This window comes from Niallia sp. FSL W8-1348 (assembly GCF_038006745.1).
GTDB lineage: Bacteria > Bacillota > Bacilli > Bacillales > Cytobacillaceae > Niallia > Niallia alba.
Genome location: NZ_JBBOVV010000004.1, coordinates 141486 through 165846, shown reverse-complemented (window position 1 = coordinate 165846; position 24361 = coordinate 141486). Strand labels below are relative to the sequence as shown.

Genomic DNA, 24361 nt, shown 5'->3' with positions numbered 1-24361 from the left:
TTTTTTATTTAGAGCTTTCCCTCTTTATACTATATTCACCATATCATGGGAAAAAATTGCTTGTCTCTAATCTGCATTTGTCTCGATCAATAATACATTCTTTTTTACCGATACTCTTTTTTGCCCTACGAATTTAATGACGTGAAACAATCCATTATGAAGCTCCCCCTCTTGGAGTAAAACTTCGCCCATAAAAAGAAGCATATACTGCTGGATTAATCGAAATAGAAGACCTTAACGAAGAAAAGGAAAGGACTGAATGGAAAAAATTATTGCCGATGTTAATACAGAAGCAAAAACCTGAGAAGTCGATTCAAAACATTAGGGATACTATTGATTCAATTCCACCCCAAGGCGCTGAACCATTACTACAAACTAGTGTAGAAAAAGTAGATGTTTATGGAGATTAAGGAAATAGAAATTGGACTTAACATAATTTAACGAACTTCTAATTAAAAAAACGAGATTCAATCTCGTTTTTTCTACTTTTTGTAATGTTTTTTACTATCCACTCAACTAAATGTTTTACTCCAGTCGTGAACAGCACTACCTTCTACGTACCTTTCTGCATCTAGATTCTGCCATACAACCTGTACCTGCGGCTGTAATGGCTTGCCGGTATTTTTTATCTTGAACATCCCCACATGCAAAAACTCCAGGAATATTCGTTTCTGTTGTTCCAGACTTAACATTGATATAACCCGTTTCATCGGTTTCAATTTGACCATTTAAAAAACCGGTATTAGGTGTATGTCCAATCGCTACAAATATCCCATCTGTTTGTATCACTTCATCTTCTCCAGACTCATTATTCTTCACTTTTAAACCTGTAACGCCATTCCCTCCTGCCAAAACTTCGATAGGTGTTTTATTTAATTCCCAAGTAATCTTTGTATTTTCTCTTGCGCGGTCCTGCATAATTTTTGAGGCTCGGAGTTCAGTCCTTCTATGCACGATAATGACTTCATTTGCAAATTTAGTTAAAAAACTTGCTTCCTCCATCGCAGAGTCCCCACCGCCTACAATAATTACCTTTTTTCCTCTAAAGAAGAATCCATCGCAGGTTGCACAGGTACTCACTCCTCGCCCGATGTTTTCCTTCTCTCCAGGAATATTTAAAAGTTTAGCTGAAGCACCTGTTGAAAGGATGAGAGACTCTGTTACAATTTCTGCTTTTCCGTTTACTTGTAAGGTATACGGTTTTTTCGAAAAATCAACGTTAGTTACCCATCCTCTTTTAAACTCAGCTCCAAAACGTTCTGCTTGTTTTCTCATATTATCCATGAGTTCTGGTCCCATAATGCCATTAATAAAACCAGGAAAGTTTTCAACTTCAGTTGTTAGTGTTAATTGGCCGCCTGGTTGATCTCCTTCTATAACAATTGGTTTCATATTTGCTCTTGCTAAATAAATAGCAGCTGTTAAACCTGCAGGACCCGTTCCTAAAATAACGACTTTTTCCACGATTATATCCTCCACTGATTTTAATATTTTACGATTATCTTATCCCATCTTTTCTTTATTTACCCAAGGAGTAAAATAAAACTAAAAGGTAGGAAGAGTTACTACACTAGCAATTCCATAACAATTAACCTAGTTCTCTAAACAGACCTTTATTACATATATATATTACTAGTGGATAACCAAAGAAAATAAAAAGATTGGTATGTAATGATATCCCTGTGTAAAATCTAGCCCCATAATAAGGAATAAATAAAAGGAAGTACGCCCCACATTGAGCATAAACTCCCTAATTAACAGATAGTGAGCCGTTAATCCAATATCACAATCCACCTCTGACTCGCAAGCTAGCTCCTTAATCTTTGTATAATGAATAACACTAACCGGGATCCATATTAGAGGTAAAGCAATTGCTGCCAATACATTAAAAATAATCAATGTTGAAAAACTCGGGAAAAATAAAAAAATAGTCATGACGGTCGCTAATATAGCACCTACATACGTTACCTTCATTCTACTTTTTACAAGTCGTGGACGGCTTATGAAAACAAGTGTTAAGATTCCTGTAATTGCAAATAATGTGTTTAACCATCCAACAATCGTTTCCTTCTGAACATATTGAAATAAGAGAATGCTGGATGCGAGTTGAATTATACTTTGAAAGAAACCAAAAGCCACTATAGAAACGAGAACAGCTTTATACTCCTTCCATATATCTTTATACCGTAAGGATGAAATATTGAAGTTGCTTTTATATTTTGGTGTAAATAAACTTATAATCACTTGAATAATCAACATAACAAATATTAATCGAAATGTTTCATTATAATCATAATAAAGAATTAAATAAGAAAATATTAATGGTGTTAAGACTGCGGTGATCCGGTTCATACCTTGCTCCATCCCCATAAAAAGTTGCCTATTTTCAGGGTTGGTTAATAATATTGAATAAAGATTAAATCCAGAATAATACAATCCTACAGCTGTACCATATAAAGTACCTAAAATGATAATATATCCTATTACATTCTCTTCTTTACTTATGAGTAATCCGAACACCGCTAGTAGAAAGGAAGAAGATAAAACAAACGTCATTCGACTATTCATCCACCTCATCGTATATGCCCCTATCATTGTTCCTATGAACACAGATACAAAAACCGAGGCATTGTATACTCCTATAGTAGAAAGACTTGCTCCTTGATTCCATAAAAAAATGTTTATATATAAGTTTGAAAAAGCTAACACACCTGAGAAGACGGTATTCATAAATAAAACAATAAAAATAGGATTTTTCATTATCAATTCACTCATTTCACGACTATTTTGTGTTATCTTCATGTCCGTTTTCTTTATTTTTCATGAATGTGTATACAAAATAGCCTCCACCAACAAAAATAACTACCCAAAAAATGGTCATAATTAATCCACCCATACCATAAAACATTATATTCTCCATTGTATTTTCCACTTGTATTCACCACCAAAAGAGTTGCTGAAGGCAACTCCAAAGTTATTTTATTCTCTTTTTTGCGCCACAAACTGAATAACATGTGACAAACCATTATGAAGTTCTCCTTCATTCCTTACAACCTCGCCCATAAAAAAGTGAACAATCCGCCAATCAAAAAAAACGCTTAAAAACTCTTCTGGTTTATAAAGTAGTTCTACGTTTTGTGGTCCTCCACTTTTGTATGGTAGCTGATAAACCGAATACACCTCTGAAATAAAATAACCACCTGGTTTAACTGCATCTTTAACACCTTCAAGTGTTTTTGTACGTAATGCCTCTGGAAAGTGACCAAAAATACAAATCAATTCATCCCACTGCTCTTTATCCCAGTTAGCTTCATTTAAGTCTACAAGCTTTGTTTGAACTGTTACATTTCTATCCTTGGCAAGCTTTTCTGTTTTAGCCAGTCCGGATTGCGCATAATCCCATGCAGTTACATTCATTCCTTGTTGCGCCAAGTAGACTGCATTTCTACCTTCTCCTTCAGCAATAGCCAATGCATCTCCTGATAGGTTTAATTTTTTATGGACATCCGCAAGAAATACGTTTGGATTAGTTCCATAAACATAATTCTCATTTTTAAATCGATCATTCCAGGAATTCATAGCTTGTTCTCCTTTGATTTAATTTTTTAGTCAATACTTTTTATTAATTGCTCCATCATTTCCTTATCCATCGGTCCGACAATTTTCTTTCGAACAATCCCCTGCGAATCAATTATATAACTTGTTGGGATCGTAAAAGCTTGATATGTTTCTCCTGTATCGCCTTTAGTATCAAGCAGTATTGGAAAAGTTAATCCATAATCTTTTACAAATTTTCCAATATCATTTGTGTTCTTTTCTGCAGTAGTTAAATTAACTGCTAAAATTTCTACATTTTCATTTTGTTGATCTAGATAAAATTCTTGCATATGAGGCATTTCAGCTTTACAAGGAGGACACCAAGTAGCCCAAAAATTTAAAATGACTTTCTTTCCTTTATAGTCAGACAGTTTTACTTCTCTTCCTTCTAAAGTCTGGAGTTGAAATTCAGGTGCCAAATTTCCTTCTTTTATTCCACTAATTAAATCATTATTTTCTATTCGATTGTTAAGGGAGGTTTCATCCATATTGTCTTTTTCTGAAAATGCATAGTCATATACTCCCCAACCTAAAAGACCAATCAAACCTACTAAGACGAGTATTTGTTTGTTCATAATCCCACTCCTTCAAAAATCGTGAATGTAGAGAGATAAGCACTGATCTTTTCCATTTGACCAGTGAATAATAACAATCCCATTATGATAAGGATTACTCCATTAACTAACGAAAGCTTTGGTAAAACCTTATTGATTCTTTTAATCACATTTAAAGAGTATGTCACAAGAAAAGATAACATGAGAAAAGGAATGCCTAGACCTAAGGCGTATATCCATAATAAAAACATGCCAGAATAAATCGTTTCAGTTGAACTAGCCAGTAATAAAATGGACGATAAAGCAAGTCCTACACAAGGTGTCCATCCTGATCCAAATGCTAAACCAAGGATAAATGATTTTAGAGAACTAGCTTTGGACTTCCTATTATAATCAAACCGTTTTTCAGTCATTAAAAACTTTATTTTAAACACACCAAGCATCTGTAACCCAAAAATAATGATGAGGAATCCCCCTATCATTTGAATTAATTTCTTATTATCTAAAAATATTTGTCCTACAACACTTGCTGAAGCTCCTAGTAACACAAATACAATACTAAATCCAAAGATAAAACTTATTGAACGAGAAAACAGGACACTCTTCTGGGTATTTACTTTTCCATCTTTTACTGAACCATCGGTTAAATGAGCAACATATGCAGGAATTAATGGAAACACACAAGGTGAAAAAAATGAAAGTACCCCTGCAGTTAATGCAAAAAATATTGTGATATTTTCCAATTCTTACCCACCTATCTTTCTACTGTAGTTTTCTATCCCAAAGGTAAAGAGACAAGATTATTAATCCTACAAAAAACCACTGCTCCATCGAGAAAATAAAAATCGTATTTTCATTGATTAGAACCAATGAGAGTATTATTTTGTAGAATGAAAATAAGACGATGACAGAAAAAAATGATTTATATGAGGATAGAATTTTTTGAACTAGAATGAGTATCAAATTAGTCAACGAATAAATGCCAAAAAGAACATGATAAATGAAATTATCCTCTACAAAGGTGGCGGATAAAAAGTGATAGACAGACAGCACTGAAAAACTAAATAGTAAGCCGTATTTCAAAGTAACTAGCATTGAAATATCTAATTTCCTTGCTTTATAAATAAAGTAGTAGATTGAAAAAATAATAGCTAAAATTAAGCCACTTCTTCCTCCTGTAAAATACAACAACGACAAAGGACTTTTTATTACTAATGAAGGTTCCGTAAGAAGTAAGCTACCTTTCCAAATAAAAAAGCCTAAAAACACGCTATTAGTTAATAAGTCAAATACTGCCTTATTATGTTCCCTATTCGGTAAGCGTAGGAGCAATACTTTTATAAAAACTATTCCAAATAGAATTGCCACTCCAAGAAGAAACCATTTAAGGAGAATCGTAAATGAACCGATTTGAATGATATCCATGGGTACCTCCAAAAAAATTGCTTGATGTTTACACAAAAAGGGGCTGTTTAGCCCCTCTTCTTAAAAGATTCTTTGAAACAAGACGATGACTCCTACCAGGAGCCAGACTAAAATCCCTGGTCATATGGGTGGGAAAAATGACCGTGATTTTTTGTTAGGAATTCCTCAACTACCTTTGCCACAGTTGTTATGATCTTTATTCATATTATCAGCCTACTCCATTACTTATTTTATAATTTCTCCCTGCCATTCTTGAATACCGCCACTTACACTTACAACATTACCATAACCATAGTCTTTTAAAATGTTTGCAGCTTGAAGACTTCGTTTCCCACTTCTGCACAATAGAACGATTTCCGCATCTTTAGAAAGACCTTTATAATCGGATTTTAATGTGCTTAGTGGAATGTTTTTCATCCCTTTAATATGACCTGCTTCATATTCATGGGGTTCACGCACATCAACAAAGATTATGTTACTTGATTTGGGATCCTGTAATTTTTGCTCCAACTCATTAATTGAAATTGTTTTAATGCTATTATTTTCAAACTGGGTATAGCCAAAATATAATACTAAAATGACAAGGGGTAGATATAATGCTATTGTTTTAATCTTCAAGGAAACTCCTGCTTTCAGATGTACTTATAGTGTAAGGACAATAAATTGCCCGCCACCCAATATGGTCTTGGTATAATCAATTTTGACATTATTAAAATATGGTTTACTTGTTTCATGTACTAAAAAACTTATGCCATCTTGTTCAATAATCTCATCATTTTCTAAAGCTGACTCTTCCAGAGCCAGACGAAGCTGAGGTCCCCCTCAACCAATGCCCATTGCAAGACGAATAAATGGTTTTTTTACATCTTTAACTTCTTGTTTTATTTTTGATATCGCAGCATCTGTAATTTTAATCAACGTTATTCCTCCTCAATATTTAAAAATGTACAAACAAATCCGCTGAAACTGCCTCATTTAAAACCCATTTAATGGGGACTTGCTCAGCTGGGTACTTAAATTGCGTATGGTCCTTTATATCTAAGTCCACCACATAAAATTTAACGCCAGATTCAACAGCTATCTCAAGTAAATCGTTAATTGAAGGTGCGTTAAAATCAGCTAGAGCATTAGACAAGTATTCAATTCCATCCGATGGAATAGGAATGTATTTTTGATCTAAAATGTTTACTCCTTTTCGTGAGAAGGCTAAGATCACATCAGCCCCGGATGAAGCAGCTCCAACAGCAACATTTAAAGGTGGGTAAGCAGACTCTAATTCATCATGAAGTGCTAAAACGACAACTTTTTTCGTATTCATGTTTAGTCCCCCTCTTAAAAACTTAAAACAGCATCAGCTTGGTAGGCTGTTTCTAAAAAGGTAACAACGCCCGCGAGTTCTGCCCCTTCTATTAATTCCAAACCATCAGCAATTAACACATTCATTTGACAACCATACAATTTAATTCCCGCATTTAAAGCCAAGTTAAAAAGTAAGGATAGATCTACTCCATGTGTTCTCGTCATTCTTTTTAAATAACGTTTATCTAAAACACGCGCTCCATCAAGATCAAAAAATATGGCGACTTCATTTTTTTGTTCAACCATTTCGATTGATTTCTTCAACACATAGGGAACATTTGAGCTTAACGATACAAAATAAACAAATTTCTTGTTCGTCATTATAACCCCTTCTTTCAAACCTACTATGAATACACTTTATTTTCCCCTGTTTTTACAAAATATCTAACCAAATCTTAACGGCAGTAGCTCCAATTAATAACGCTAAAATGACTTGCAACACTTTGGTATTTACTTTTTTTCCAGCCATTGCACCCAATGGGGAAGCAATTAAACTTGCAACGATCATAATAAAAGCTGGGAAGTAGTCAATTTGTCCGGTCGTAATTTTACCTACTGTCGCTCCGATTGATGAAATAAACGTAATCGCTAGAGAAGAAGCGATCGTCATTCTTGTTGGAATTTTTAATACCACTAACATGATTGGCACTAATAAAAAGGCTCCTGCTGCTCCAACGATCCCAGCCCCCACCCCTACAATAAGGGCTAATAGTGCTGCAAGCCATTTGTTAAATTTCACCTGATCTAATGGAATGTCGTCTATTCCCTTTTTCGGAATAAACATCATCACTGCTGCAATTAAGGCTAATATCCCATAAATTAAATTAATGCCTCCTTCAGACATTAACTTTGATCCAAATCCTCCAACAAAACTACCCACTAAAATACTAGCACCCATATACATAATTAACGTTTTATTTAAATATCCACCTTTTCGGTAAGCCCAAACTCCACCAATAGTTGCAAAGAATACTTGAATCGCACTTATGCCTGAAACTTCATGTGCAGTAAATGCTGCTAAGCCAAATAACGGTGGAATATATAATAACATTGGGTATTTAATAATAGACCCGCCGATTCCTAACATTCCTGAAACATATGATCCAATAAATCCTATTAAGAAAATCGTAATGATGAATCCAAAATCCATGGTGTTACCTCCTTTTGAAAAAAGGGAACCCTACATAGGCTCCCCTTATTTTTTAACCTTTTTTAATCCAAAATTTAAATACATCATTTTCTTCTTCATGCTTAATTAGTTCATGACCACCAGATTTTGCCCAAGCTGTTAGGTCGTTTTTAGCACCTTTATCAGTAGCATGAATTTCTAGAATTTCACCTGATGCTAATTCATTGATTGCCTTTTTTGTTTTTACAATTGGCATTGGACATGCTAATCCTTTTGCGTCTAATACTTTAGTTGCTTCCATTTCGTTATTCCTCCTAAAATAAGTTTTTATCGAACCGCACAACGGTTTGGTCCAATTTCCATTTCACGTTGTTTTTCATCATCTGGGTTAATTTTCCCCATGTTAGTTTCACGAATTTCTTGATACGCATTTGGTTGTGGTGGTAGGTTTTCTGTTACTAATTTTCTGAATTCATTTTCGTCCTCGATGTTTAGACCATGATTTTTTGCAAATAGTGTCCCTAATTTTTCTGATACACTACCATCGTCATTCAATTCATCAATGATCATAAAGTGCGCTGGTAGAACAACTAGTTCTTCTGAAAGCTCTCTGTAACGGATGTACAAACTTTCTCTTAAATCTGCTACCCAGTCTTCTGCCATCCCAGCTAAGTCTGGTCTGCCGATTGAATCGATGAATAGGATATCACCTGATAATAAGAACTGAGAATCCACAACAAACGATGTAGAACCAATTGTGTGACCTGGAGAATACAGGGCATGAATATCGATGGCAGTATTTCCGATTGTTACCACATTTCCATCTTCTAAAGGCTTATACTCAAATGTGACTTCTGTTGCATCCTTTGGTGGTAACCAATACGTAGCACCTGTTCTCTCAGCAATGACTCTTCCACCAGAAATGTGGTCAGCATGAAGATGCGTATCAAATACATGCGTAATTTTTGCACCAATTTCTTTTGCAAAATCAAGATAAATATCAGTCATACGAGTTGCATCGATGATAGCTGCTTCCCCATTTGAGACGACCATGTAAGATAGGCAGCCCTTACCGATACGAACGAACTGATACACTTCACCTCCATCGTTTAAGTCCCCGACCTTCACAGGCTCTAAGTACTCACTCCACGCTTTCATCCCACCTTGCAGGTAAGAAGCCGTTAATCCTTGTTCTGATAACATCTCTGCCACCATTAATGAAGATCCTTCTTTTGCACAAACGACTAAAACTTCTTGATTAGCCGGGATTTTATCTAAGATTCCTTCCACTCCATCCAGTAACTCGAAATACGGAATATTATAATAGTCGAAGTTTTCTCCTTCAATTTTCCAATCTTGAAAGTCACTTTCATTACGAACGTCTAGAATAAATAATGGTTCTTTATTAAATACTTTTTTTGTTACTTCTTTTGAAGTCATAGCCTTTACAGTCATATCATTTTACCCCCTATGGTATATTTAAATTCAAAAAAATAATTAATTTTTATTAAAACGTAAGAGTTACATCTGCATCTTTTGCAAATTCTAAAAAGGTTACAGCTCCACCCACTTCAATTCCATCCACAAATGCTTCCTTTTCTAATCCCATCACATCCATTGTCATTTGGCAACCAATGAATTTGACACCCATTTCTTGTGCCATTGCCACTAACTCAGGTATAGCTGGTACGTTTGCTTTTGCAAACCCTTCAGCAAAATGCTCTTTCCCCTCTGGCATTGGTAGTTGTGTGTATGCCTCTTTATGAATTAAGTTTAATCCTTCAAATGTAAAGAATATGGCAACTTCCTGATCAGATGCTGCTGCAGCTGTTGCGATATTAAAAACTTTATATGCATCAAATAATCCACCATTACTTGCTATAATTGCTACTTTACTCATTCTTAATTCCTCCTAGTTTCTTAATGCTAGCATTATATTATTTGGATCATAACCAACAACCCACTTGCCATTTACCTCTGTTTGAGGCACACCCAGTTGTCCGGTCTTTGCGACTAGTTGGTTCATAATCTCTGGGTTTTCTTCAACATTTACCTCTTTAAAAGGTATAGTTTGATCTGCCAAAAAGTTCTTTAGCATAACACAATACGGACAGCGTGTGGTTGTGTATACCGTTACTGTGCTCATATCAAATTTCCCCTCCTTATTTATTTAAACTATTGGTTTTGCCTGACCAAGCACTCATCCCTGGCACAACATTAATCACATTTGCAAAACCTTTTTCAGCTAATTTTTGAGCTGCGAGATCACTACGGTTTCCAGTTCGACACACCACATAAATCTCATCAGCTGTATTAAGCTCTGAAAGACGATCCTCTAACTCTCCTAACGGAATAGAGATGGCGTTTGGAATATGGTTGAATGCGTACTCCGCTGCTTCTCTAACATCGAGAACAACAATATTCTCGTTAACATCTAGTTTTTTCTCCAACTCTTCATTGCTTGTGATGTTAGGATGTTTTCTTTCAATTGTTCCATCATTGGAAGATTTTCTAAGGTAATGCTTTAACACATCTCCTTGTTCAATTGTGCCTAGATACTGATGTCCAGCGCTTTTTGCCCATGCTTCAAGGTCAGCTTTTGACCCTTTATCTGTTGCTTGAACCTCTAAGACTTGACCAGATTGTAACTCATTCATTGCCTTTTTTGTTTTGACGATAGGCATTGGGCAAGCTAGGCCCTTTGCATCTAATAAAAGATCTGTTTTTAATGAATTCATAATATAAAAACCTCCTGTTTATTACCCTTACGAGTATATTGACTTCTAAAAAAAATCACCTTATTTTGTTTCGCCTTCCCACGCAAGCATTCCGCCTGTCATGTTGGTTACCTTAAACCCATGACTTTCAAGAAATTGACAGGCGCGACCACTACGTGCACCAGAACGACAAACCATGATATAGTCTTGAGACTTATCTAATTCATGCATACGGAATTCTAATAACCCTAGTGGAATGTGGATCGCTCCTGGGATTTTCCCAGTTTCAACTTCATCCACTTCACGAACATCAATCAAGTTTAATGGTTGACCTTCTACTAACGATGTTTCCACTTCTTTTGCTGTTAGTTGTTTCATTTTCTCTCCTCCTTTTTATCTCCAGGCACTCATACCACCTTTTACATTTGTCACGTTCGTAAATCCTAATTTTTTTAATATTTTAGTAGCATTTTGACTTCTCATTCCACTTTGACAAATAACAACTACTTCTTTGTCTTTTGATAGTTCCTTCTCCGCTTTTTGCGCAAGTTGTTGGAGTGGGAGATTTTTAAATCCTTTAATGTTTCTTCCCTTAAACTCCCCAGGAGTACGTACATCAACAAATTGTTTATTCCTATCTTTTAATTCATTCTTTAAATCTGTTGTTGAAATCTGTCTAACACCTTTAGCCGGGATGATTCGTTTAATGATAAATAACAGAAAGAGTCCAATGATTAAATAATTTAGATATTCCAAACTTACTCCCTCCTTTTATGTAGGGGATAATCCCCCTAACGTGTTTAGATAAATAGGTTTACATTTCCATCTTCTGCATCAGCTAAATATGCAGCTACACCTGCATACTCGATATTATCTAAAAGTTCTTCTTTTTGAAGTCCTAATAAATCCATTGTCATCGTACAAGCAACGAGCTTAACATCTTGTTCTTTTGCCATTTCAATTAAGTCTGAAAGTGGCATTGCATTATGCTTTTTCATTACATCTTTAATCATTTTAGGACCGAAACCTGCAAAGTGCATTTTTGACAGACCCATTTTTTCAGCACCTCTTGGCATCATTTTGCCAAACATCTTTTCCATGAAACCTTTTTTCACTTCAATATCTTCATCCTTACGTAGAGCATTTAATCCCCAAAATGTGTGGAAAATAGTTACTTCATGATCATAGGCAGCTGCCCCGTTTGCAATAATATAAGCAGCCATTGCTTTATCATAATCACCACTAAATAATACGATTGTTGTTTTTTTTGTTTCTGTCATGTTTGTTCCTCCTCTTGTTGTTTACCCATTAGGGTATTTTTCTGTATAAAAAATTTTCCTTTTACCTTTACCCCTATGGGTATAATATTATTAAAAATAAAAGAGAGTGTCAACCCCTTTATTTCTATCTACTTCTTACAAGCAGATTGACAGCTTCTTTTAATAGTTCTTCTGTATTTTTCTCACCAATTTCTTCGGCGTTACGAACACATTCCACTAAATTTGAACTGACGACAACTCCAATCGTCCGATCAATCGCTGTTCTTGCTGCAGACAACTGAGTAATAACATCTTTGCAGTCTTTATTTTCTTCCATCATTCTCAAAATTCCTCTAAGTTGTCCTTCAATGCGCTTTACTCTGTTTTTCATTTGGTCGTTGTATTCCATCTGTTTTCCCCCTTAACAATAACTTTCTTTATTTAATTGATTTTCCTTTAATACTGTTTGTGTTTGATTTGTAATTAAATAGCCAACGACCTTAAAATCTCTTTTGCGTAAGAAACGAATCGCTAGATTCCTTTCAAGGCGGTTTGATGCCACTACAATCAAGTCACTTTTTGGGATTTCTGAATAAAACCTATTAAGGTATGCCACTGGAACATTGATGGCTCTTTCTATTGGGCTGTTATGAGACTCAATATAATCTCTTACATCTACGACTATTGATGTTCCCATATCAACGTGATTAGTTATATTTTCAACCCTAAAAACGGGAAAATGTCTTTTAAAAAGAGCAACAATAATGGCACTCATTATTATAGCAACTATCATATGCTGTCTCCTTTACTAATAAAAAAAGGAATGTCTTACAACGTTTATATTATACCCATTAGGGTATATTGTCAATACCTTTAAATTTATTTCTTTTTAACTTTGTAAGAATAATTTTGATTTATCAGATACCCTTCTTTTATTTGTGGATATATACCATTGATAACAAAAAATGAAGATTAGAAATATATCGATCACATCTCCACCATAATACATTAGCACTCCACCCATCTCGGCTTGGGAAATTGGTACACTCTTTGGGGGATGGGCATAAATATACTTTGATAGAATACCGTGGATGCCTGAGGCGATTATTAAAACAATAGAACGATAGAGGAAACTTGTTCTATGGGCAACTGGATCAATATAGATCATGGATACTGTAAAAAGGTATCCTGCTATGAATACATGAACGTGTATAAAGACATAAAGATATAAATTCCCGTGCATTTGTGCGTATAAGTCCGTTGTATAGAGTACCCATAGTCCTCCAATATTTAGAAGCGATGCGATAAAAGGATCACTTACAATGCGGACCGGGTAACTTTTTAATATCTGTGTAAACCGTCGTGCTAATTTCACAGACAGAGTTCTTAAAAAAAGCGTCATCGGTGCAGAAAGCGCAATAAGTAGAGGTCCTAACATCCCAAGAAATAAATGACCTAGCATGTGTATTTTAAGATCCATATGGGCTTGTTCAGCTACCGGTCCCACTACAGCAAGTGCTACAAACAGAACCCCTAAAAGCCAAGATAACGTTCGGTATGGCGACCATTTTTTATGCTTTCGATTGGATAAAACAACTCCCATTATATAAAGAATAATCATTAACACAAATACCAAAATGAAGAAATAATCTAAATAACTATAACCGGAACTATCAATGTGATTGTGATCCACTAAGAATTTCCTCCCCTTGGGATAATTGCTTTCTTGTGCGAAATACGAGAATCACCCCAACAATAATGAGTGCTACAGCAACTAAATTCCACACTAAGTCGTAAGGAAGTATTTCTACATTGTAACGAATCTGATGTATTCTCATGAACTTGTGTTGGATGATACCATCATACAAATTAAAGCCTCCAGCCCCAAGCAATATTCCTCCCCACCATCTTGCAAGCCAAAAAGCATTTCTGCGGCGAAGGTCTGCAAACATAAAAGCTGAAAAGATGGTCGCAAACCAACTAAAAGCATGAAACAGACCATCCGAAACTAGTCCAATATCAGTTGTTGATTTATCATAGAAGTGATGCCAGTGTAGTAGTTGATGAAAAACCGTTTCATCAATAAAAGCTACAAGACCAAGCCCAAATAAAAAGCCACCAAATAAATTGCGATTCGCAAAAATAAACTTTTGTTTTGAGTTTTTAATAATATTCATCCATTTCCCTCCTATATGTTCATATTTAATTATTTTGTCCATTCAACCATTACTTTTAAACAATAGGTGATGAAGAAGGATTTTGATTCTGTTTTCATAATAAAAGAACACTCATAAAGTCACGAGTGTTCTATAAAAAATAACCCAATATCAGCTTTTATTTAGTATCTTCTTTAATGCTTCCTTCTCTTCAAATATTTCTGTTGCAGTCCTAACGCCAAGTCTCCTTATCAGTGGTAATGGAGGACACCACCCCTGTAAAGAATGTTGGATCATAAATACACTTGTTATTCCTGACAATGCCATCCATTTTTTATTGCTTAATAATCCAAGTAAAGATGATATCAATACAATTGATGCAAAGTTAAGTTCTAAAACTCTTTCGGTATCCCATTCATAATTTAATTCTTTAATACGTTTATCTATTTCTTTTTCAGTTTTCCCGTAGTAATTGTTGATATTATGTGCAGTTTTTCGTTCTATATCATTATTGATTCTATCATCTGTGTTTAACTTTACTTTAGTCGTAGTTGGTGGAAATAGATCTCTCATACATTCCCATCCTCTCGTTGATTGGTATATAAACCCATTGAGTTTTTTAAATAAATCTTCTACAATACCTAGTATAACAATAGGAATTAATGGGTATAGGAGGAACCTAATATGAAACGTTTTTTCAAATCTTTTTTCAATGAAAAATGCCCTACTTGTAATAAAAATTTAGTCAGCGATAAAACGAACTCATTACTCTCAATTGTAATCAAATCATGTCCAGATAATCATTTTCAAAAGGAATATCATCCTGCACTTGAGACATACGTTGAAAGTAATAAGGTCTCTTAAAATAAAATATCAGACCAAATTTTAATTGAAGTAGCTAATATGAGTAATGCCAAAATCCATTGTAGGATTTTGGTATTTATTTTTTTACCAAAATTAGCACCAAGTGGCGAAGCGATTAGGCTTGCTACAACCATGATTAACGCTGGATAATATTCGACTTGACCTGTTGTAATTTTCCCAACAGTTGCACCAATAGACGAGATAAACGTAATAGCTAAAGAGGTCGCTATCGTCATTCTAGTTGGAATTTTCAGCACTACGAGCATGATAGGAACTAAAATGAACGCACCAGCAGCACCAACAATTCCCGCACCCACCCCAACAATTAATGCAAGAACAGCTGCGAGCCATTTATTAAACTTCACCTGATCATGTGGGATCTCATCGATTCCTTTTTTAGGTAAGAACATCATCACAACGGCGATTAAAGCTAGAATTCCATATACAATGTTAATTCCACTTTCGGTCATGAGCTTTGAGCCATATCCACCAATAAAACTACCAATTAATATGGCAACACCCATGTATATAATTAACGTTTTATTCAAGTACCCTCCTTTTCTATAAGCCCATACTCCCCCTATTGTGGCGAAAAAAACTTGTACGGCGCTAATTCCAGATACCTCATGTGCACTAAATGCAGCTAATCCAAACAGTGGTGGAATGTATAAAAGCATGGGATATTTAATAATCGATCCACCAATTCCTACCATTCCGGATATGAAGGATCCAATAAAACCGATAAGGAATATAACCACGATAAATCCAATATCCACTTTCTTTTTCCTCCAATCAAAGGGGGAGGGTAACCGTTTAAAGGTACCTTCCCCTAAATTCTATCCTTTTTTTAACCAGAACTTATAAACACCATTTTCTTCTTCATCTTTTAGCAATTCGTGTCCACCCGATTGTGCCCATGCAGTCAAGTCATTTTTTGCCCCTTTATCTGTTGCATGAATCTCAAGGATCTCTCCTGAACTTAATGAATCCATTTCCTTTTTTGTTTTTACAATTGGCATTGGACAAGCTAGCCCTTTTGCATCTAATACTTTTGTTGCTTCCATCTCTTTTCCTCCTATCTCACTGCACAGCGATTTGGTCCAATTTCCATTTCCCTTTGTTGTTCTTCTTCTGGTTTGATTTTACCCATATTTGTCTCACGAATTTCTTGGTATGAATTCGGCTGTGGCGGAAGATTTTCTGTCACCGTTTTTCTGAATTCAGCTTCATCATTAATATTTAATCCATGATTTTGTTGATAAAGTACACCAAGTTTTTCTGAAATACTTCCATCATCATTCATTTCGTTAATTCCCATGTAATGGGCAGGTAAGACTAGAAGATTATCAGCTAGCTCTTTGTAACGTTGATAAAGGGTATTTCTTAAATCTCCTACCCAGTCTTCAGCTTTACCAGCTAGATCAGGGCGACCAATGGAATCAATAAATAAAATGTCACCTGTTAACAAATATTGATCATCAACGACAAAAGATGTACTACCAATGGTATGCCCAGGAGAGTAAATGGCTTTTATGGTTGTCTGTCCAACCTTGTATTCATCGCCGTCATTAATTTGTGAGTAGTTAAATGTGACTTCTTTAGCATCCTTTGGTGGTAAATAATAGGTTGCACCATGTTTTTCAGCAAGTTCTCTACCACCAGAAATATGGTCAGCATGCAAATGAGTATCTAAAACGTGTGTTAACGTAATATTATGTTCCTTTATCATCTCTTCATATGGAGACAACATTCTGTTAGTATCAATTATTGCCCCTTTTCCGTCAGACTCAATTAAATAGGAAAGGCAGCCTTTTCCAATCCGTACAAATTGAAAGATGCTTCCTCCATTTTTCAAATCACCAATCTTTATTGGCTCAAGGTGTTCACTCCAAGCCTTCATTCCGCCTTCTACTGAGTAAACATCTGTAAACCCCTGTTCCATTATTTGTTCGGCGACAAATTCTGATGCACCACCTTTAGCACAAATGACATAAATTTCTTTGCTCTTTGGTAGTTTATCTAATATTGAATCGACTCCTTCTAATAATTCAACGTAAGGAGAATTGATTACCTCTATATTGCGCCCTTCTATTTTCCAATCGTCAAAATCGCTGGTATTACGGGTATCAAGGATGAAAAGGTCTTCATGATTAATGACTTTCTGGGCTAAATCTTTAACAGATATTGTTTTCAGAGCTGTTGTTGTTCCCATGTGTCTCCTCCTTTTACTTTTCTAAAAGTTGAGTAATCGTTTCCGGATCATACCCTAAAACCCACTCACCACTAATTTCAATTTGAGGGACTCCCATCTGACCTGTTGTTTCAACCAATTTATCTCCTGCTGCAGGATCTTCTTGCACATTTACTTCTTTAAATGCGACACCTTGCTCATTTAAAAAGTTTTTTACCATTACACAATAGGGACAAGTGTTTGTGGTATAGACAGTAACATTCTTATTCATCATTCTTCACTCCTTTAGAACGTTAGCGTTACGTCAGCATCTTTAGCAAACGCTAAAAAGGTAACTGCACCGCCAACATCAATCCCTTCTACAAAATGCTCTTTTTCTAAACTCATAACATCCATTGTCATTTGGCACGCAATCATTTTCACACCCATCTCACTCGCCATTGCAACAAGCTCTTCAACTGGTGGAACATTCGCTTTTTTAAATCCTTCTTGATAATGTTCTGTTCCTGTAGGCATTGGCAAATTTTTATGACCTTCTTTATGAATGAGATTTAAGCCTTCAAATGTAAAAAAGATTCCCACTTCAGCATCAGTAGCAGCTGCAGCCGTTGCAATATTGAATACTTTATAGGCATCAAACATCCCACCGTTTGAGGCAATGATAGCTACTTTCATTATTATTCCTCCTTGTTTAATGATTTTTATCGATAGGTCCTGTCCAGTCTTTCATTCCAGGAACTACATTTTTAACGTTGTTAAAGCCTTTTTCGGTTAACTTTTGTGCAGCAAAATCACTACGACTACCCGTTCTACAAATGACATGTAGATTGTCTACATTGTTAAGTTCCTCAAACCGATTTTCTAATTCACCAAGTGGGATATTAATAGCACCCGGTACATGACCGAATGCATATTCAGCCGGTTCTCTCACATCTAAAACAGTTATTTTTTCATTTCCATCTAATTTCTTTAATAATTCATCTAAATGAACCACATCCGGATGTTTTGCTTCAGGTTTTTCTTCTTCTGAACGAACTTTTCGAAGATAATGTTTTAAGGTCTCTCCCTCTTCTACAGTTCCTAAATACTGATGACCGGTACTAGAAGCCCAAGCCTTTAAATCAGCTGTTGAACCTTTATCGGTAGCTTGAATTTCCATCACTTCACCTGGTTCAAGGGTGTTCATTTCTTTTTTTGTTTTTACAATTGGCATCGGGCAAGCCAGTCCCTTTGCATCTAACACCCTATTAACTGTAACTTCCATTGAGATTCCTCCTTCTTGGGTTACGGTTTTTCGACTTCATCTTCCCAATTAAGCATTCCACCAACCATATTTTTCACTTTATACCCCTTATCTTGCAAAAATTCAGCAGCCATTCCACTCCGATTCCCCGATTGGCATACCATAAAATGCTCCTTGTCTTTGTCAATTTCATGTAATCGATTTTCAAGCTCTCCTAAAGGAATATGGTAAGCACCTGGGATTCTCCCTTGTGCAACTTCTTCATGTTCACGAACATCGATAATACTTTGTGCTTTTCCTTGCCTTACTTTTTCAGATACTTCTTTTGGTAAAATCTCAGCAACTTTTGACTTAGTATTCATTTCGTCACTCCTTATGTTGAAGTAATACAAGTCATACTTAGAATTCTCTTTTATCGGTTAAATATGTTTATTTGCCACGTCCATATAAATCCAAAATAAGCTTCTAATTGTAACTTTTATCACACTAATTGATTTTAGTAATGTTAATATCACAATACTAACAGGGGTATAAAGTTGAACTGGAGTGATTAAAATGAATAAAAAAATAATAATAGTAGGTGGAGTTTTAGGTGGAGTTTAATTTTGTTTGAAATATTAGGTGGATTAACCTTAGGGCTATAAAAGACATTTATTCGGGAAAGCAGTAAAAGTGAATGTCTAAACAAGGAGGAAAACAAATGAAAATAAAAACAAATCAACGTGTCGTTGCCGTTTTAGCCTTACTCCTTCTTGCCGGATATGGTGGCATCGATCATATGATGTACTCTGGTGGCATAAGCCCAAATATGTATGCTGGACATGATGGCAGTACCGGAAATGCAAGATGGCATGATAGAAATATTTCAAAGTCCTGAAATGATAGATACGATAAATAAAATAGTAAACGAAAAATAAAAAAAAGGACGGCGATAGTTTTTTATCGTCGCCCGTTTTTTTCAAAGTAGTTATAAAATATTTATTTCTTGACAGGCAAATTCACAGTTTCTATATACTTTTATTAATACAATTAATTAAACGATCCTCAATATCTTTTGCAAGCTTTATGATTTCATCATTATTCACAAGCTTAATAAGTGCTGTTGGTCTAGGCATCCCTATCTTAGTTTGCCCATTGTCACTGTAAACAACAATTTTACATGGTAAAAAATACCCCACTAATAAGTTTTCATTTAAAACTCTCTGAGCTTCATGTGGATTACAGACTTCTAAGACCTTATATTCCTGATTAAAATCTAGTCCCTTCTCTTGAAGTTTGTCTTTGATATCAAACATCCACAAAACGCCAAACTTCTCTTCTTTCAAATTAGTTTCTAAACTTGTTACTGCTTCATTAATACTCTTTTTTGTTTCAACGGTATAGTCAAACATTTTTTATCCTCCTTAAAATTTAATGTTTTTAGCAATTATTGCATAAATTGATTGATTTAAATGCACAAGTTTTGGATGAAAGCCGTTTTGTTCTAATAACTTTTTCATGGTTATAGACGGTACTTTCTGTTCTATTGAAGGTCCTATCTCTGATTCCACCGCTTCCCATTCTAACAATACAAACATTCCACCTGGCTTTATAATCCTACGAATTTCTCCGAGTGCAGCTTTTATATCAGGCACTTCATGTATGACAAAAGCTATTAACGCTTTATCTATCTACAATATTCTTTTCCAATTTTATATCCTCAAGATTACTTTCAACATACCTGATATTACTTATGTTCTCCTTTTCTGCACGTTCCATTAATAATTTCAACATCCTGGGTTCAATATCTACAGCATAAACCATCTTAGATTTTTTCGTTAGTGAAAGTGTAAAATAGCCGTTACCCGCACCTAGATCAGCGACATTTTCAAACTCTTCAAGTTCTAATAATTCCAATGCCTTATTGGGTGTTATAAGCTTTTTTCTCTTTGGATCAAAGAGCCTATATGCTCTATTTGGATCAGTTCGATGAGACAGAATCATCCCCCCTTCCATTATATACGTATACCCGTAATGGTATATATTAATTATAAAATGAGTAATAAGATACTACAAGCCTTAAGTTTGGTCTTTGTCGTACATTGAGTAGGATTTTTCAATAAATCTTTTATATTGATTCAATACTCTGTTCCTACCTTATTAATGTTTCATTCATTCGAACTGCTGTTATGATTCCTGCAATTAGAGGTAATAGAGCAACTAAACCAATTGCCCAACTAATATTAAGCATATCTGCAATAAATCCTGCAAATAATGCTCCAAATGCATATCCACTATCTCTCCAAAAACGATAAACTCCCATTGATGAGGCTCTCCATTCTGGTTGTGCTATATCACTAATTGAAGCTTGTAAGGTTGGATATACCATTGCGGTTCCTAGTCCTAGAAGAATAGCTGCTATGAACCATAGGCTATATTCGTTTACAAATAAAATCATCCACAGAGAAAGAGCTTGAAGCCACATTCCACCAACAATGAACCACTTTCGTCCGATCTTATCACTTAACGCTCCGGTAAACAGTTGGAAAAATCCCCATGAAGCTGGATAAATCGCAACTAACACTCCAATTTCTGATACGGTTAAGCCAACACCTGTAAAGAATAATGGGAAGAGTCCCCAAGCCATACCATCTTTAAGGTTTGTGCTTAATCCTGCAAAAGTGATGCTAGATAAACTTTTATTCTTAAACGTAGTTATTTTGAACACTTCTTTTGCAGATAAAGTCGGACCATTATTGGATGATTTTGTTTGAAGCTTTATATGTTCTTCTGTATCTCTTACAAGTAATGATAAGATAAAACCGATTACCACAATAATAATACCTAAATAAAATGGTTCGGGGCGGTTAGAAAAATTTGTTGCAACAAAACCAGAGACACCAGCCATTACAGCTACTCCTATATACCCTGCAAATTCATTTAACCCTACAGCAAAACCTCTTTGAGTAGGTTTCGATAAATCAATTTTCATATTTACGGTCATGGACCAAGATAATCCTTGGTTGATACCTAAGAAAATATTTGCAACTACAATCATCCACCATGAGGTCGCAAATATAACCAGCAAAGGAACTAATAAGCCGATACTCCAACCGATAAGAAGGACTTTCTTTCTTCCTAATCGGTCTGCGATAGCACCTGCAAAATAATTCACAATAGCCTTTGAAAATCCAAAACTAATAATAAAAGATAATGCCGCACTAGCCGATGCCAAACCAAAATCTTCTTCACCAATAATCGGGAGAATGGTTCTTTCTAAACCAACCATTGAACCAACAAAGAAGTTCGTAACAACTAGAAGTATGAAATTTATTAAATTTTCTTTAATTCCAATTTGTACTTTACTCAAACCATTCACCTCCAAAAAGGGAGAACCAAATAGAGGTTCTCCACTTTATTATTTTCCTTGATTTGTTTTTCTCATCTCTTTAAAACCTTCTGGTTGTGGTGGTACGTTCGTTGTCATAAAATCAACAAATTCCTTCTCGTTATCAAATCTCATTGCTTCATTGTGACGTTTTTCAAATCCAATGGTTGAAGAAGGTTTCCCACTTAAACCACGTCCACAAACTGATCCTGAAAACGCTCCAGGATAAATTTCAACATGGTCTTCTAATTGAGTGATCTTTTTTAAGCTTTGATACAAATCTTTTGCCCCTTCTTCAATAGATACAGCCAATTCAGTTCTACCTGCATCTCCAACCATTAACGTATGACCTGTTAAGACAAACCAAGGTTCATCAGCTCGACGTTTATCAGAAACCACGATAGAAATGTGCTCTGGTGTATGACCTGGGGTATGCAAGAACTTTAATAGTGTATTTCCAGCTAATAATTCATCCCCGTCTTCTACTGGAGTAAAGTTAAAGCTTGTTTCTGCTGAAGAATGAAGGACATATTTTGCACCTGTTTTCTCAGCTAATTTTCTTGCACCTGATACATGGTCAGCATGAAGATGTGTATCAATTACATAAACAATATTCATGCCTAACTTTTCAGCTTCTTCTACATAAAAATCAACTTGATCTTCTAGTGGGTCTACCACCACTCCTTGTGATTGACTTCCACACCCAAAAAAATATGATGCTGCTACTGGATTAGTGTGTAAATATTGACGAAATAACATTTTTAATTCCTCCTTAAAATTAATGAATATAATCAGATTGTTTCCACTCATGAACCCCTTCTTCCATGCGATAAGCTTCGTATCCAAGGGAGTTTAATGTTTCTACTGCTTGTGTTGCAAAAGCACAATAAGGTCCACGACAATAAGCAATTATTTTTTTATCTTTTGGAAGAGAAGAAATATGCTCCTCTAGATCTTCAACAGGTATCGATAGAGCTCCCGTAATATGTTGATTTTTATATTCATCTTCTGGTCTAACATCAATTAGAACAGCCTCACCATTTTGTATCTCTTTCAACATATCTTTAAGATGAACCATTTTAATCCTTTCATCTCTTCCTATATAACCTTTTCTTACGTGTGTAATATCACTAAACTGCATTTCGGCTAAATTTTTAATCGAATGCAGGAGTTCAATTACGTTATCATCTGTTAAAGAGTAGAATACAAAGTTTTTATCCTTACTAAATTTAACTAATCTAGCCTCTAGTAGTGCCTGAAGGTGTTTTGATGTATTTGCTACAGACATCTTTGCTTCTTTGGATAACCTCTCCACTGTTTTTGGTCCTTGAGATAAATAATCTAATAACTCAAAGCGCTTAGGACTAGATAGAGCTTTACTAATTCGAGCAAATTGACTGTAAACAAGATCTTTAAATTCTCTAGGTTCCATATAATCACCTCTAATCTATTCAACTTATTGATTGAATAGTTGAATTGTATAATATATGATTTAATTTGTAAAGTGGTTTGCTAAGTGGAAAAATATAGTTTGAAAAATTTAATGTATTTTATTATTAACCAAGCTGAGAAGATTAAATGATATATAAAGTTAATAATGAAACTAGGAAGGATATGCTTTAGCCAAAATGTTTGCTGCAATCGTTAGATTTTCCGAAGAGGTATAGGGTCTTTTTATTTATAAAAAAACACCGCAAACCACGGTGGAAAAAGAAAAACCATTAATAATGGATAGCTGTTTATCTCTTTTTATTTCTGCTATCTTTCTTGCAATAACTTAATTTAAGACATTATTTATTGCGCAGTATTTAGTCTACTACGTAATTAGAGATACTCCACAATCGGGGCCTTATATGGAATAAGGAGTGACTAATTGTTCACTTCTGACAGCTTTCTATATAATGAAGCCCTAGATACATTTGTAATTTCACAAATTTGATTTACAGTCATATTTCCTTCTTTATATAGCTTTACTGCATAATTCATTCCTGCGTGATTTTTATGATATTTCTTTAACCGTCCTTTAAACTTCCCTTCTTTCTTTGCGAGCTCAATTCCTTCACGCTGACGCAAACGAATAAGGTCTCGCTCTAATTGGTTAACACCAGCCATTACCGTAATTAAGAATTGGCTGTATGGATTATCTTCTGATAAATCTAGCCATGTATCCTTAAGTGATTTTAAGCTTGCCTTTTTATTTCGTATTAAATCAATCAATTCAAATAAATCTTGCGTACTTCGAGTGATCCGAGTTAAATCTGTAACATAAATAACGTCACCTTCCTGTAAATCCTCTAACATTTTTTGAAGTTGTTCACGATCCTTTGTGGCTCCTGAAATTTTTTCTTCATAAATAATATCCATTCCAATTTCGTTCAATTGCTGAAATTGCCTTGAAGGATTTTGGCTAGTCGAACTGACGCGTATATAACCGATTTTCTGCAAAATTTCACCTCGTTTTTGAGACAAGTCTTATGAGACACTCTTAACTATGATTTTA

General features: G+C 35.1%; 40 protein-coding genes and 1 pseudogene. 3 read left to right on the top strand and 38 right to left on the bottom strand.

The features are described 5' to 3' along the window. Positions 1 to 272 precede the first annotated feature (272 nt). The gene (locus tag NST60_RS25760; protein ID WP_019380831.1) at positions 273 to 410 is read left to right on the top strand and encodes a hypothetical protein; all 138 of its coding nucleotides are present in this window, start codon (positions 273 to 275) and stop codon (positions 408 to 410) included. Positions 411 to 512: 102 nt separating this feature from the next. On the opposite strand, the pseudogene trxB reads toward NST60_RS25760, so the two are convergent. The 24 genes and pseudogenes from trxB to NST60_RS25640 all read right to left on the bottom strand — a co-directional run bounded on the left by trxB (position 513) and on the right by NST60_RS25640 (position 14769). Then, positions 513 to 1464: pseudogene (gene trxB, locus NST60_RS25755) on the bottom strand (thioredoxin-disulfide reductase). A 168-nt stretch (positions 1465 to 1632) separates the two neighbouring features. Further along, complete coding sequence (locus tag NST60_RS25750; protein WP_016204384.1) at positions 1633 to 2802, bottom strand: MFS transporter; 1170 nt, start codon at positions 2800 to 2802, stop codon at positions 1633 to 1635. After that, positions 2783 to 2932, bottom strand: a complete 150-nt coding sequence (locus NST60_RS25745; RefSeq protein ID WP_019380829.1) for a hypothetical protein — start codon at positions 2930 to 2932, stop codon at positions 2783 to 2785. The genes NST60_RS25750 and NST60_RS25745 overlap by 20 nt, the downstream gene beginning before the upstream one ends. A gap of 47 nt (positions 2933 to 2979) precedes the next feature. Continuing rightward, positions 2980 to 3579, bottom strand: coding sequence for a class I SAM-dependent methyltransferase (locus NST60_RS25740; protein WP_016204385.1), 600 nt, complete (start codon positions 3577 to 3579; stop codon positions 2980 to 2982). A 26-nt stretch (positions 3580 to 3605) separates the two neighbouring features. Further along, positions 3606 to 4172, bottom strand: coding sequence for a peroxiredoxin family protein (locus NST60_RS25735; protein WP_016204386.1), 567 nt, complete (start codon positions 4170 to 4172; stop codon positions 3606 to 3608). Next, entirely contained in the window at positions 4169 to 4894 is a 726-nt protein-coding gene (locus tag NST60_RS25730; RefSeq protein ID WP_019380828.1) for a cytochrome c biogenesis CcdA family protein, read from the bottom strand. The genes NST60_RS25735 and NST60_RS25730 overlap by 4 nt, the downstream gene beginning before the upstream one ends. A 19-nt stretch (positions 4895 to 4913) precedes the next feature. Further along, positions 4914 to 5576 (bottom strand): hypothetical protein, encoded by a 663-nt coding sequence (locus tag NST60_RS25725; RefSeq protein ID WP_016204387.1) that lies wholly within the window; start codon positions 5574 to 5576, stop codon positions 4914 to 4916. 225 nt (positions 5577 to 5801) lie between these two features. Beyond that, a complete protein-coding gene (locus tag NST60_RS25720) occupies positions 5802 to 6194 on the bottom strand; it encodes a rhodanese-like domain-containing protein (RefSeq protein ID WP_019380827.1) in 393 nt (130 codons plus the stop codon). A gap of 319 nt (positions 6195 to 6513) precedes the next feature. Continuing rightward, positions 6514 to 6894, bottom strand: coding sequence for a peroxiredoxin family protein (locus NST60_RS25715; RefSeq protein ID WP_016204390.1), 381 nt, complete (start codon positions 6892 to 6894; stop codon positions 6514 to 6516). Positions 6895 to 6908: 14 nt separating this feature from the next. Continuing rightward, positions 6909 to 7256: a DsrE/DsrF/DrsH-like family protein gene (locus NST60_RS25710; protein WP_016204391.1), complete on the bottom strand. Its 348-nt coding sequence runs from the start codon at positions 7254 to 7256 to the stop codon at positions 6909 to 6911. Positions 7257 to 7308: 52 nt separating this feature from the next. Continuing rightward, positions 7309 to 8085: a sulfite exporter TauE/SafE family protein gene (locus NST60_RS25705; RefSeq protein WP_016204392.1), complete on the bottom strand. Its 777-nt coding sequence runs from the start codon at positions 8083 to 8085 to the stop codon at positions 7309 to 7311. Positions 8086 to 8137: 52 nt separating this feature from the next. After that, entirely contained in the window at positions 8138 to 8365 is a 228-nt protein-coding gene (locus NST60_RS25700; RefSeq protein ID WP_016204393.1) for a sulfurtransferase TusA family protein, read from the bottom strand. 26 nt (positions 8366 to 8391) lie between these two features. Next, on the bottom strand, positions 8392 to 9519 hold the full coding sequence (locus NST60_RS25695; protein ID WP_016204394.1) for an MBL fold metallo-hydrolase: 1128 nt from the start codon (positions 9517 to 9519) through the stop codon (positions 8392 to 8394). Positions 9520 to 9571: 52 nt separating this feature from the next. Then, positions 9572 to 9964: a DsrE/DsrF/DrsH-like family protein gene (locus tag NST60_RS25690; protein WP_016204395.1), complete on the bottom strand. Its 393-nt coding sequence runs from the start codon at positions 9962 to 9964 to the stop codon at positions 9572 to 9574. A 12-nt stretch (positions 9965 to 9976) separates the two neighbouring features. Further along, positions 9977 to 10210 carry a glutaredoxin family protein gene (locus NST60_RS25685; RefSeq protein ID WP_016204396.1) on the bottom strand — a complete coding sequence of 78 codons (234 nt, stop codon included), beginning with the start codon at positions 10208 to 10210 and terminating at the stop codon, positions 9977 to 9979. 16 nt (positions 10211 to 10226) lie between these two features. Further along, positions 10227 to 10802, bottom strand: coding sequence for a sulfurtransferase TusA family protein (locus NST60_RS25680; protein ID WP_016204397.1), 576 nt, complete (start codon positions 10800 to 10802; stop codon positions 10227 to 10229). A 60-nt stretch (positions 10803 to 10862) separates the two neighbouring features. After that, positions 10863 to 11159, bottom strand: coding sequence for a rhodanese-like domain-containing protein (locus NST60_RS25675; RefSeq protein ID WP_016204398.1), 297 nt, complete (start codon positions 11157 to 11159; stop codon positions 10863 to 10865). A 15-nt stretch (positions 11160 to 11174) separates the two neighbouring features. Next, on the bottom strand, positions 11175 to 11537 hold the full coding sequence (locus NST60_RS25670) for a rhodanese-like domain-containing protein (protein ID WP_016204399.1): 363 nt from the start codon (positions 11535 to 11537) through the stop codon (positions 11175 to 11177). A gap of 44 nt (positions 11538 to 11581) precedes the next feature. Continuing rightward, positions 11582 to 12061, bottom strand: a complete 480-nt coding sequence (locus NST60_RS25665; protein ID WP_016204400.1) for a DsrE/DsrF/DrsH-like family protein — start codon at positions 12059 to 12061, stop codon at positions 11582 to 11584. Positions 12062 to 12185: 124 nt separating this feature from the next. Then, a complete protein-coding gene (locus NST60_RS25660; RefSeq protein WP_016204401.1) occupies positions 12186 to 12449 on the bottom strand; it encodes a metal-sensitive transcriptional regulator in 264 nt (87 codons plus the stop codon). A gap of 12 nt (positions 12450 to 12461) precedes the next feature. Continuing rightward, positions 12462 to 12833, bottom strand: a complete 372-nt coding sequence (locus NST60_RS25655) for a rhodanese-like domain-containing protein (RefSeq protein WP_016204402.1) — start codon at positions 12831 to 12833, stop codon at positions 12462 to 12464. Positions 12834 to 12929: 96 nt separating this feature from the next. After that, on the bottom strand, positions 12930 to 13733 hold the full coding sequence (locus NST60_RS25650; RefSeq protein ID WP_016204403.1) for a cytochrome c oxidase assembly protein: 804 nt from the start codon (positions 13731 to 13733) through the stop codon (positions 12930 to 12932). Next, complete coding sequence (locus NST60_RS25645) at positions 13714 to 14217, bottom strand: DUF2243 domain-containing protein (protein WP_016204404.1); 504 nt, start codon at positions 14215 to 14217, stop codon at positions 13714 to 13716. The genes NST60_RS25650 and NST60_RS25645 overlap by 20 nt, the downstream gene beginning before the upstream one ends. Positions 14218 to 14367: 150 nt before the next feature. Next, entirely contained in the window at positions 14368 to 14769 is a 402-nt protein-coding gene (locus tag NST60_RS25640; RefSeq protein ID WP_016204405.1) for a DUF2892 domain-containing protein, read from the bottom strand. A 111-nt stretch (positions 14770 to 14880) separates the two neighbouring features. Between NST60_RS25640 and NST60_RS25635 the strand changes: the two genes are divergently transcribed. Then, a complete protein-coding gene (locus NST60_RS25635; protein ID WP_016204406.1) occupies positions 14881 to 15060 on the top strand; it encodes a hypothetical protein in 180 nt (59 codons plus the stop codon). Here NST60_RS25635 and NST60_RS25630 read toward each other — a convergent pair. Genes NST60_RS25630 through NST60_RS25600 form a run of 7 tightly spaced genes read right to left on the bottom strand, consistent with a single transcriptional unit; the run spans position 15057 to position 18856 of the window. Beyond that, positions 15057 to 15836: a sulfite exporter TauE/SafE family protein gene (locus NST60_RS25630; RefSeq protein WP_019380822.1), complete on the bottom strand. Its 780-nt coding sequence runs from the start codon at positions 15834 to 15836 to the stop codon at positions 15057 to 15059. The two genes, NST60_RS25635 and NST60_RS25630, sit on opposite strands and share 4 nt — an antisense overlap. A 60-nt stretch (positions 15837 to 15896) precedes the next feature. Further along, positions 15897 to 16124 (bottom strand): sulfurtransferase TusA family protein, encoded by a 228-nt coding sequence (locus tag NST60_RS25625; protein WP_016204409.1) that lies wholly within the window; start codon positions 16122 to 16124, stop codon positions 15897 to 15899. A gap of 11 nt (positions 16125 to 16135) precedes the next feature. Next, on the bottom strand, positions 16136 to 17272 hold the full coding sequence (locus NST60_RS25620; RefSeq protein ID WP_016204410.1) for an MBL fold metallo-hydrolase: 1137 nt from the start codon (positions 17270 to 17272) through the stop codon (positions 16136 to 16138). Positions 17273 to 17285: 13 nt separating this feature from the next. Beyond that, positions 17286 to 17522, bottom strand: coding sequence for a glutaredoxin family protein (locus NST60_RS25615; protein WP_016204411.1), 237 nt, complete (start codon positions 17520 to 17522; stop codon positions 17286 to 17288). Positions 17523 to 17536: 14 nt separating this feature from the next. Next, positions 17537 to 17926, bottom strand: coding sequence for a DsrE/DsrF/DrsH-like family protein (locus tag NST60_RS25610; protein WP_016204412.1), 390 nt, complete (start codon positions 17924 to 17926; stop codon positions 17537 to 17539). A 16-nt stretch (positions 17927 to 17942) separates the two neighbouring features. After that, a complete protein-coding gene (locus NST60_RS25605; RefSeq protein ID WP_016204413.1) occupies positions 17943 to 18515 on the bottom strand; it encodes a sulfurtransferase TusA family protein in 573 nt (190 codons plus the stop codon). 20 nt (positions 18516 to 18535) lie between these two features. Continuing rightward, positions 18536 to 18856 (bottom strand): rhodanese-like domain-containing protein, encoded by a 321-nt coding sequence (locus tag NST60_RS25600; protein ID WP_016204414.1) that lies wholly within the window; start codon positions 18854 to 18856, stop codon positions 18536 to 18538. 314 nt (positions 18857 to 19170) lie between these two features. Here NST60_RS25600 and NST60_RS25595 point away from each other — a divergent pair, with 314 nt between their 5' ends. Then, positions 19171 to 19371 (top strand): hypothetical protein, encoded by a 201-nt coding sequence (locus NST60_RS25595; RefSeq protein ID WP_142385654.1) that lies wholly within the window; start codon positions 19171 to 19173, stop codon positions 19369 to 19371. A gap of 130 nt (positions 19372 to 19501) precedes the next feature. Here the strand turns inward: NST60_RS25595 and NST60_RS25590 are convergent, their stop codons facing one another. The 7 genes from NST60_RS25590 to NST60_RS25560 form a co-directional block, all read right to left on the bottom strand. Continuing rightward, complete coding sequence (locus NST60_RS25590) at positions 19502 to 19885, bottom strand: DUF302 domain-containing protein (protein WP_019380820.1); 384 nt, start codon at positions 19883 to 19885, stop codon at positions 19502 to 19504. 12 nt (positions 19886 to 19897) lie between these two features. After that, the gene (locus tag NST60_RS25585; RefSeq protein WP_016204417.1) at positions 19898 to 20071 is read right to left on the bottom strand and encodes a hypothetical protein; all 174 of its coding nucleotides are present in this window, start codon (positions 20069 to 20071) and stop codon (positions 19898 to 19900) included. A gap of 85 nt (positions 20072 to 20156) precedes the next feature. Next, complete coding sequence (locus NST60_RS25580) at positions 20157 to 20489, bottom strand: class I SAM-dependent methyltransferase (protein WP_250637168.1); 333 nt, start codon at positions 20487 to 20489, stop codon at positions 20157 to 20159. A gap of 136 nt (positions 20490 to 20625) precedes the next feature. After that, positions 20626 to 21843 carry an MFS transporter gene (locus NST60_RS25575; protein ID WP_016204419.1) on the bottom strand — a complete coding sequence of 406 codons (1218 nt, stop codon included), beginning with the start codon at positions 21841 to 21843 and terminating at the stop codon, positions 20626 to 20628. Positions 21844 to 21891: 48 nt separating this feature from the next. Beyond that, entirely contained in the window at positions 21892 to 22620 is a 729-nt protein-coding gene (locus tag NST60_RS25570) for an MBL fold metallo-hydrolase (protein ID WP_016204420.1), read from the bottom strand. A 19-nt stretch (positions 22621 to 22639) separates the two neighbouring features. Then, a complete protein-coding gene (locus NST60_RS25565) occupies positions 22640 to 23293 on the bottom strand; it encodes an ArsR/SmtB family transcription factor (protein ID WP_016204421.1) in 654 nt (217 codons plus the stop codon). A 437-nt stretch (positions 23294 to 23730) separates the two neighbouring features. Further along, complete coding sequence (locus NST60_RS25560; protein ID WP_016204422.1) at positions 23731 to 24306, bottom strand: recombinase family protein; 576 nt, start codon at positions 24304 to 24306, stop codon at positions 23731 to 23733. Between the last annotated feature and the right edge of the window lie 55 nt (positions 24307 to 24361).

Coding starts and splice junctions, on each gene's coding strand:
- NST60_RS25585 (WP_016204417.1), bottom strand. CDS start 20,071: ATGTTTGTATTGTTAGAATGGGAAGCGGTGGAATCAGAGATAGGACCT.
- NST60_RS25685 (WP_016204396.1), bottom strand. CDS start 10,210: ATGAGCACAGTAACGGTATACACAACCACACGCTGTCCGTATTGTGTT.
- NST60_RS25705 (WP_016204392.1), bottom strand. CDS start 8,085: ATGGATTTTGGATTCATCATTACGATTTTCTTAATAGGATTTATTGGA.
- NST60_RS25665 (WP_016204400.1), bottom strand. CDS start 12,061: ATGACAGAAACAAAAAAAACAACAATCGTATTATTTAGTGGTGATTAT.
- NST60_RS25700 (WP_016204393.1), bottom strand. CDS start 8,365: ATGGAAGCAACTAAAGTATTAGACGCAAAAGGATTAGCATGTCCAATG.
- NST60_RS25690 (WP_016204395.1), bottom strand. CDS start 9,964: ATGAGTAAAGTAGCAATTATAGCAAGTAATGGTGGATTATTTGATGCA.
- NST60_RS25645 (WP_016204404.1), bottom strand. CDS start 14,217: ATGAATATTATTAAAAACTCAAAACAAAAGTTTATTTTTGCGAATCGC.
- NST60_RS25625 (WP_016204409.1), bottom strand. CDS start 16,124: ATGGAAGCAACAAAAGTATTAGATGCAAAAGGGCTAGCTTGTCCAATG.
- NST60_RS25590 (WP_019380820.1), bottom strand. CDS start 19,885: ATGTTTGACTATACCGTTGAAACAAAAAAGAGTATTAATGAAGCAGTA.
- NST60_RS25740 (WP_016204385.1), bottom strand. CDS start 3,579: ATGAATTCCTGGAATGATCGATTTAAAAATGAGAATTATGTTTATGGA.
- NST60_RS25570 (WP_016204420.1), bottom strand. CDS start 22,620: ATGTTATTTCGTCAATATTTACACACTAATCCAGTAGCAGCATCATAT.
- NST60_RS25655 (WP_016204402.1), bottom strand. CDS start 12,833: ATGATAGTTGCTATAATAATGAGTGCCATTATTGTTGCTCTTTTTAAA.
- NST60_RS25680 (WP_016204397.1), bottom strand. CDS start 10,802: ATGAATTCATTAAAAACAGATCTTTTATTAGATGCAAAGGGCCTAGCT.
- NST60_RS25725 (WP_016204387.1), bottom strand. CDS start 5,576: ATGGATATCATTCAAATCGGTTCATTTACGATTCTCCTTAAATGGTTT.
- NST60_RS25600 (WP_016204414.1), bottom strand. CDS start 18,856: ATGAATACTAAGTCAAAAGTTGCTGAGATTTTACCAAAAGAAGTATCT.
- NST60_RS25615 (WP_016204411.1), bottom strand. CDS start 17,522: ATGAATAAGAATGTTACTGTCTATACCACAAACACTTGTCCCTATTGT.
- NST60_RS25610 (WP_016204412.1), bottom strand. CDS start 17,926: ATGAAAGTAGCTATCATTGCCTCAAACGGTGGGATGTTTGATGCCTAT.
- NST60_RS25620 (WP_016204410.1), bottom strand. CDS start 17,272: ATGGGAACAACAACAGCTCTGAAAACAATATCTGTTAAAGATTTAGCC.
- NST60_RS25715 (WP_016204390.1), bottom strand. CDS start 6,894: ATGAATACGAAAAAAGTTGTCGTTTTAGCACTTCATGATGAATTAGAG.
- NST60_RS25565 (WP_016204421.1), bottom strand. CDS start 23,293: ATGGAACCTAGAGAATTTAAAGATCTTGTTTACAGTCAATTTGCTCGA.
- NST60_RS25580 (WP_250637168.1), bottom strand. CDS start 20,489: ATGGAAGGGGGGATGATTCTGTCTCATCGAACTGATCCAAATAGAGCA.
- NST60_RS25640 (WP_016204405.1), bottom strand. CDS start 14,769: ATGAGAGATCTATTTCCACCAACTACGACTAAAGTAAAGTTAAACACA.
- NST60_RS25750 (WP_016204384.1), bottom strand. CDS start 2,802: ATGAAGATAACACAAAATAGTCGTGAAATGAGTGAATTGATAATGAAA.
- NST60_RS25635 (WP_016204406.1), top strand. CDS start 14,881: ATGAAACGTTTTTTCAAATCTTTTTTCAATGAAAAATGCCCTACTTGT.
- NST60_RS25695 (WP_016204394.1), bottom strand. CDS start 9,519: ATGACTGTAAAGGCTATGACTTCAAAAGAAGTAACAAAAAAAGTATTT.
- NST60_RS25675 (WP_016204398.1), bottom strand. CDS start 11,159: ATGAAACAACTAACAGCAAAAGAAGTGGAAACATCGTTAGTAGAAGGT.
- NST60_RS25595 (WP_142385654.1), top strand. CDS start 19,171: ATGTCTAAACAAGGAGGAAAACAAATGAAAATAAAAACAAATCAACGT.
- NST60_RS25710 (WP_016204391.1), bottom strand. CDS start 7,256: ATGACGAACAAGAAATTTGTTTATTTTGTATCGTTAAGCTCAAATGTT.
- NST60_RS25605 (WP_016204413.1), bottom strand. CDS start 18,515: ATGGAAGTTACAGTTAATAGGGTGTTAGATGCAAAGGGACTGGCTTGC.
- NST60_RS25660 (WP_016204401.1), bottom strand. CDS start 12,449: ATGGAATACAACGACCAAATGAAAAACAGAGTAAAGCGCATTGAAGGA.
- NST60_RS25735 (WP_016204386.1), bottom strand. CDS start 4,172: ATGAACAAACAAATACTCGTCTTAGTAGGTTTGATTGGTCTTTTAGGT.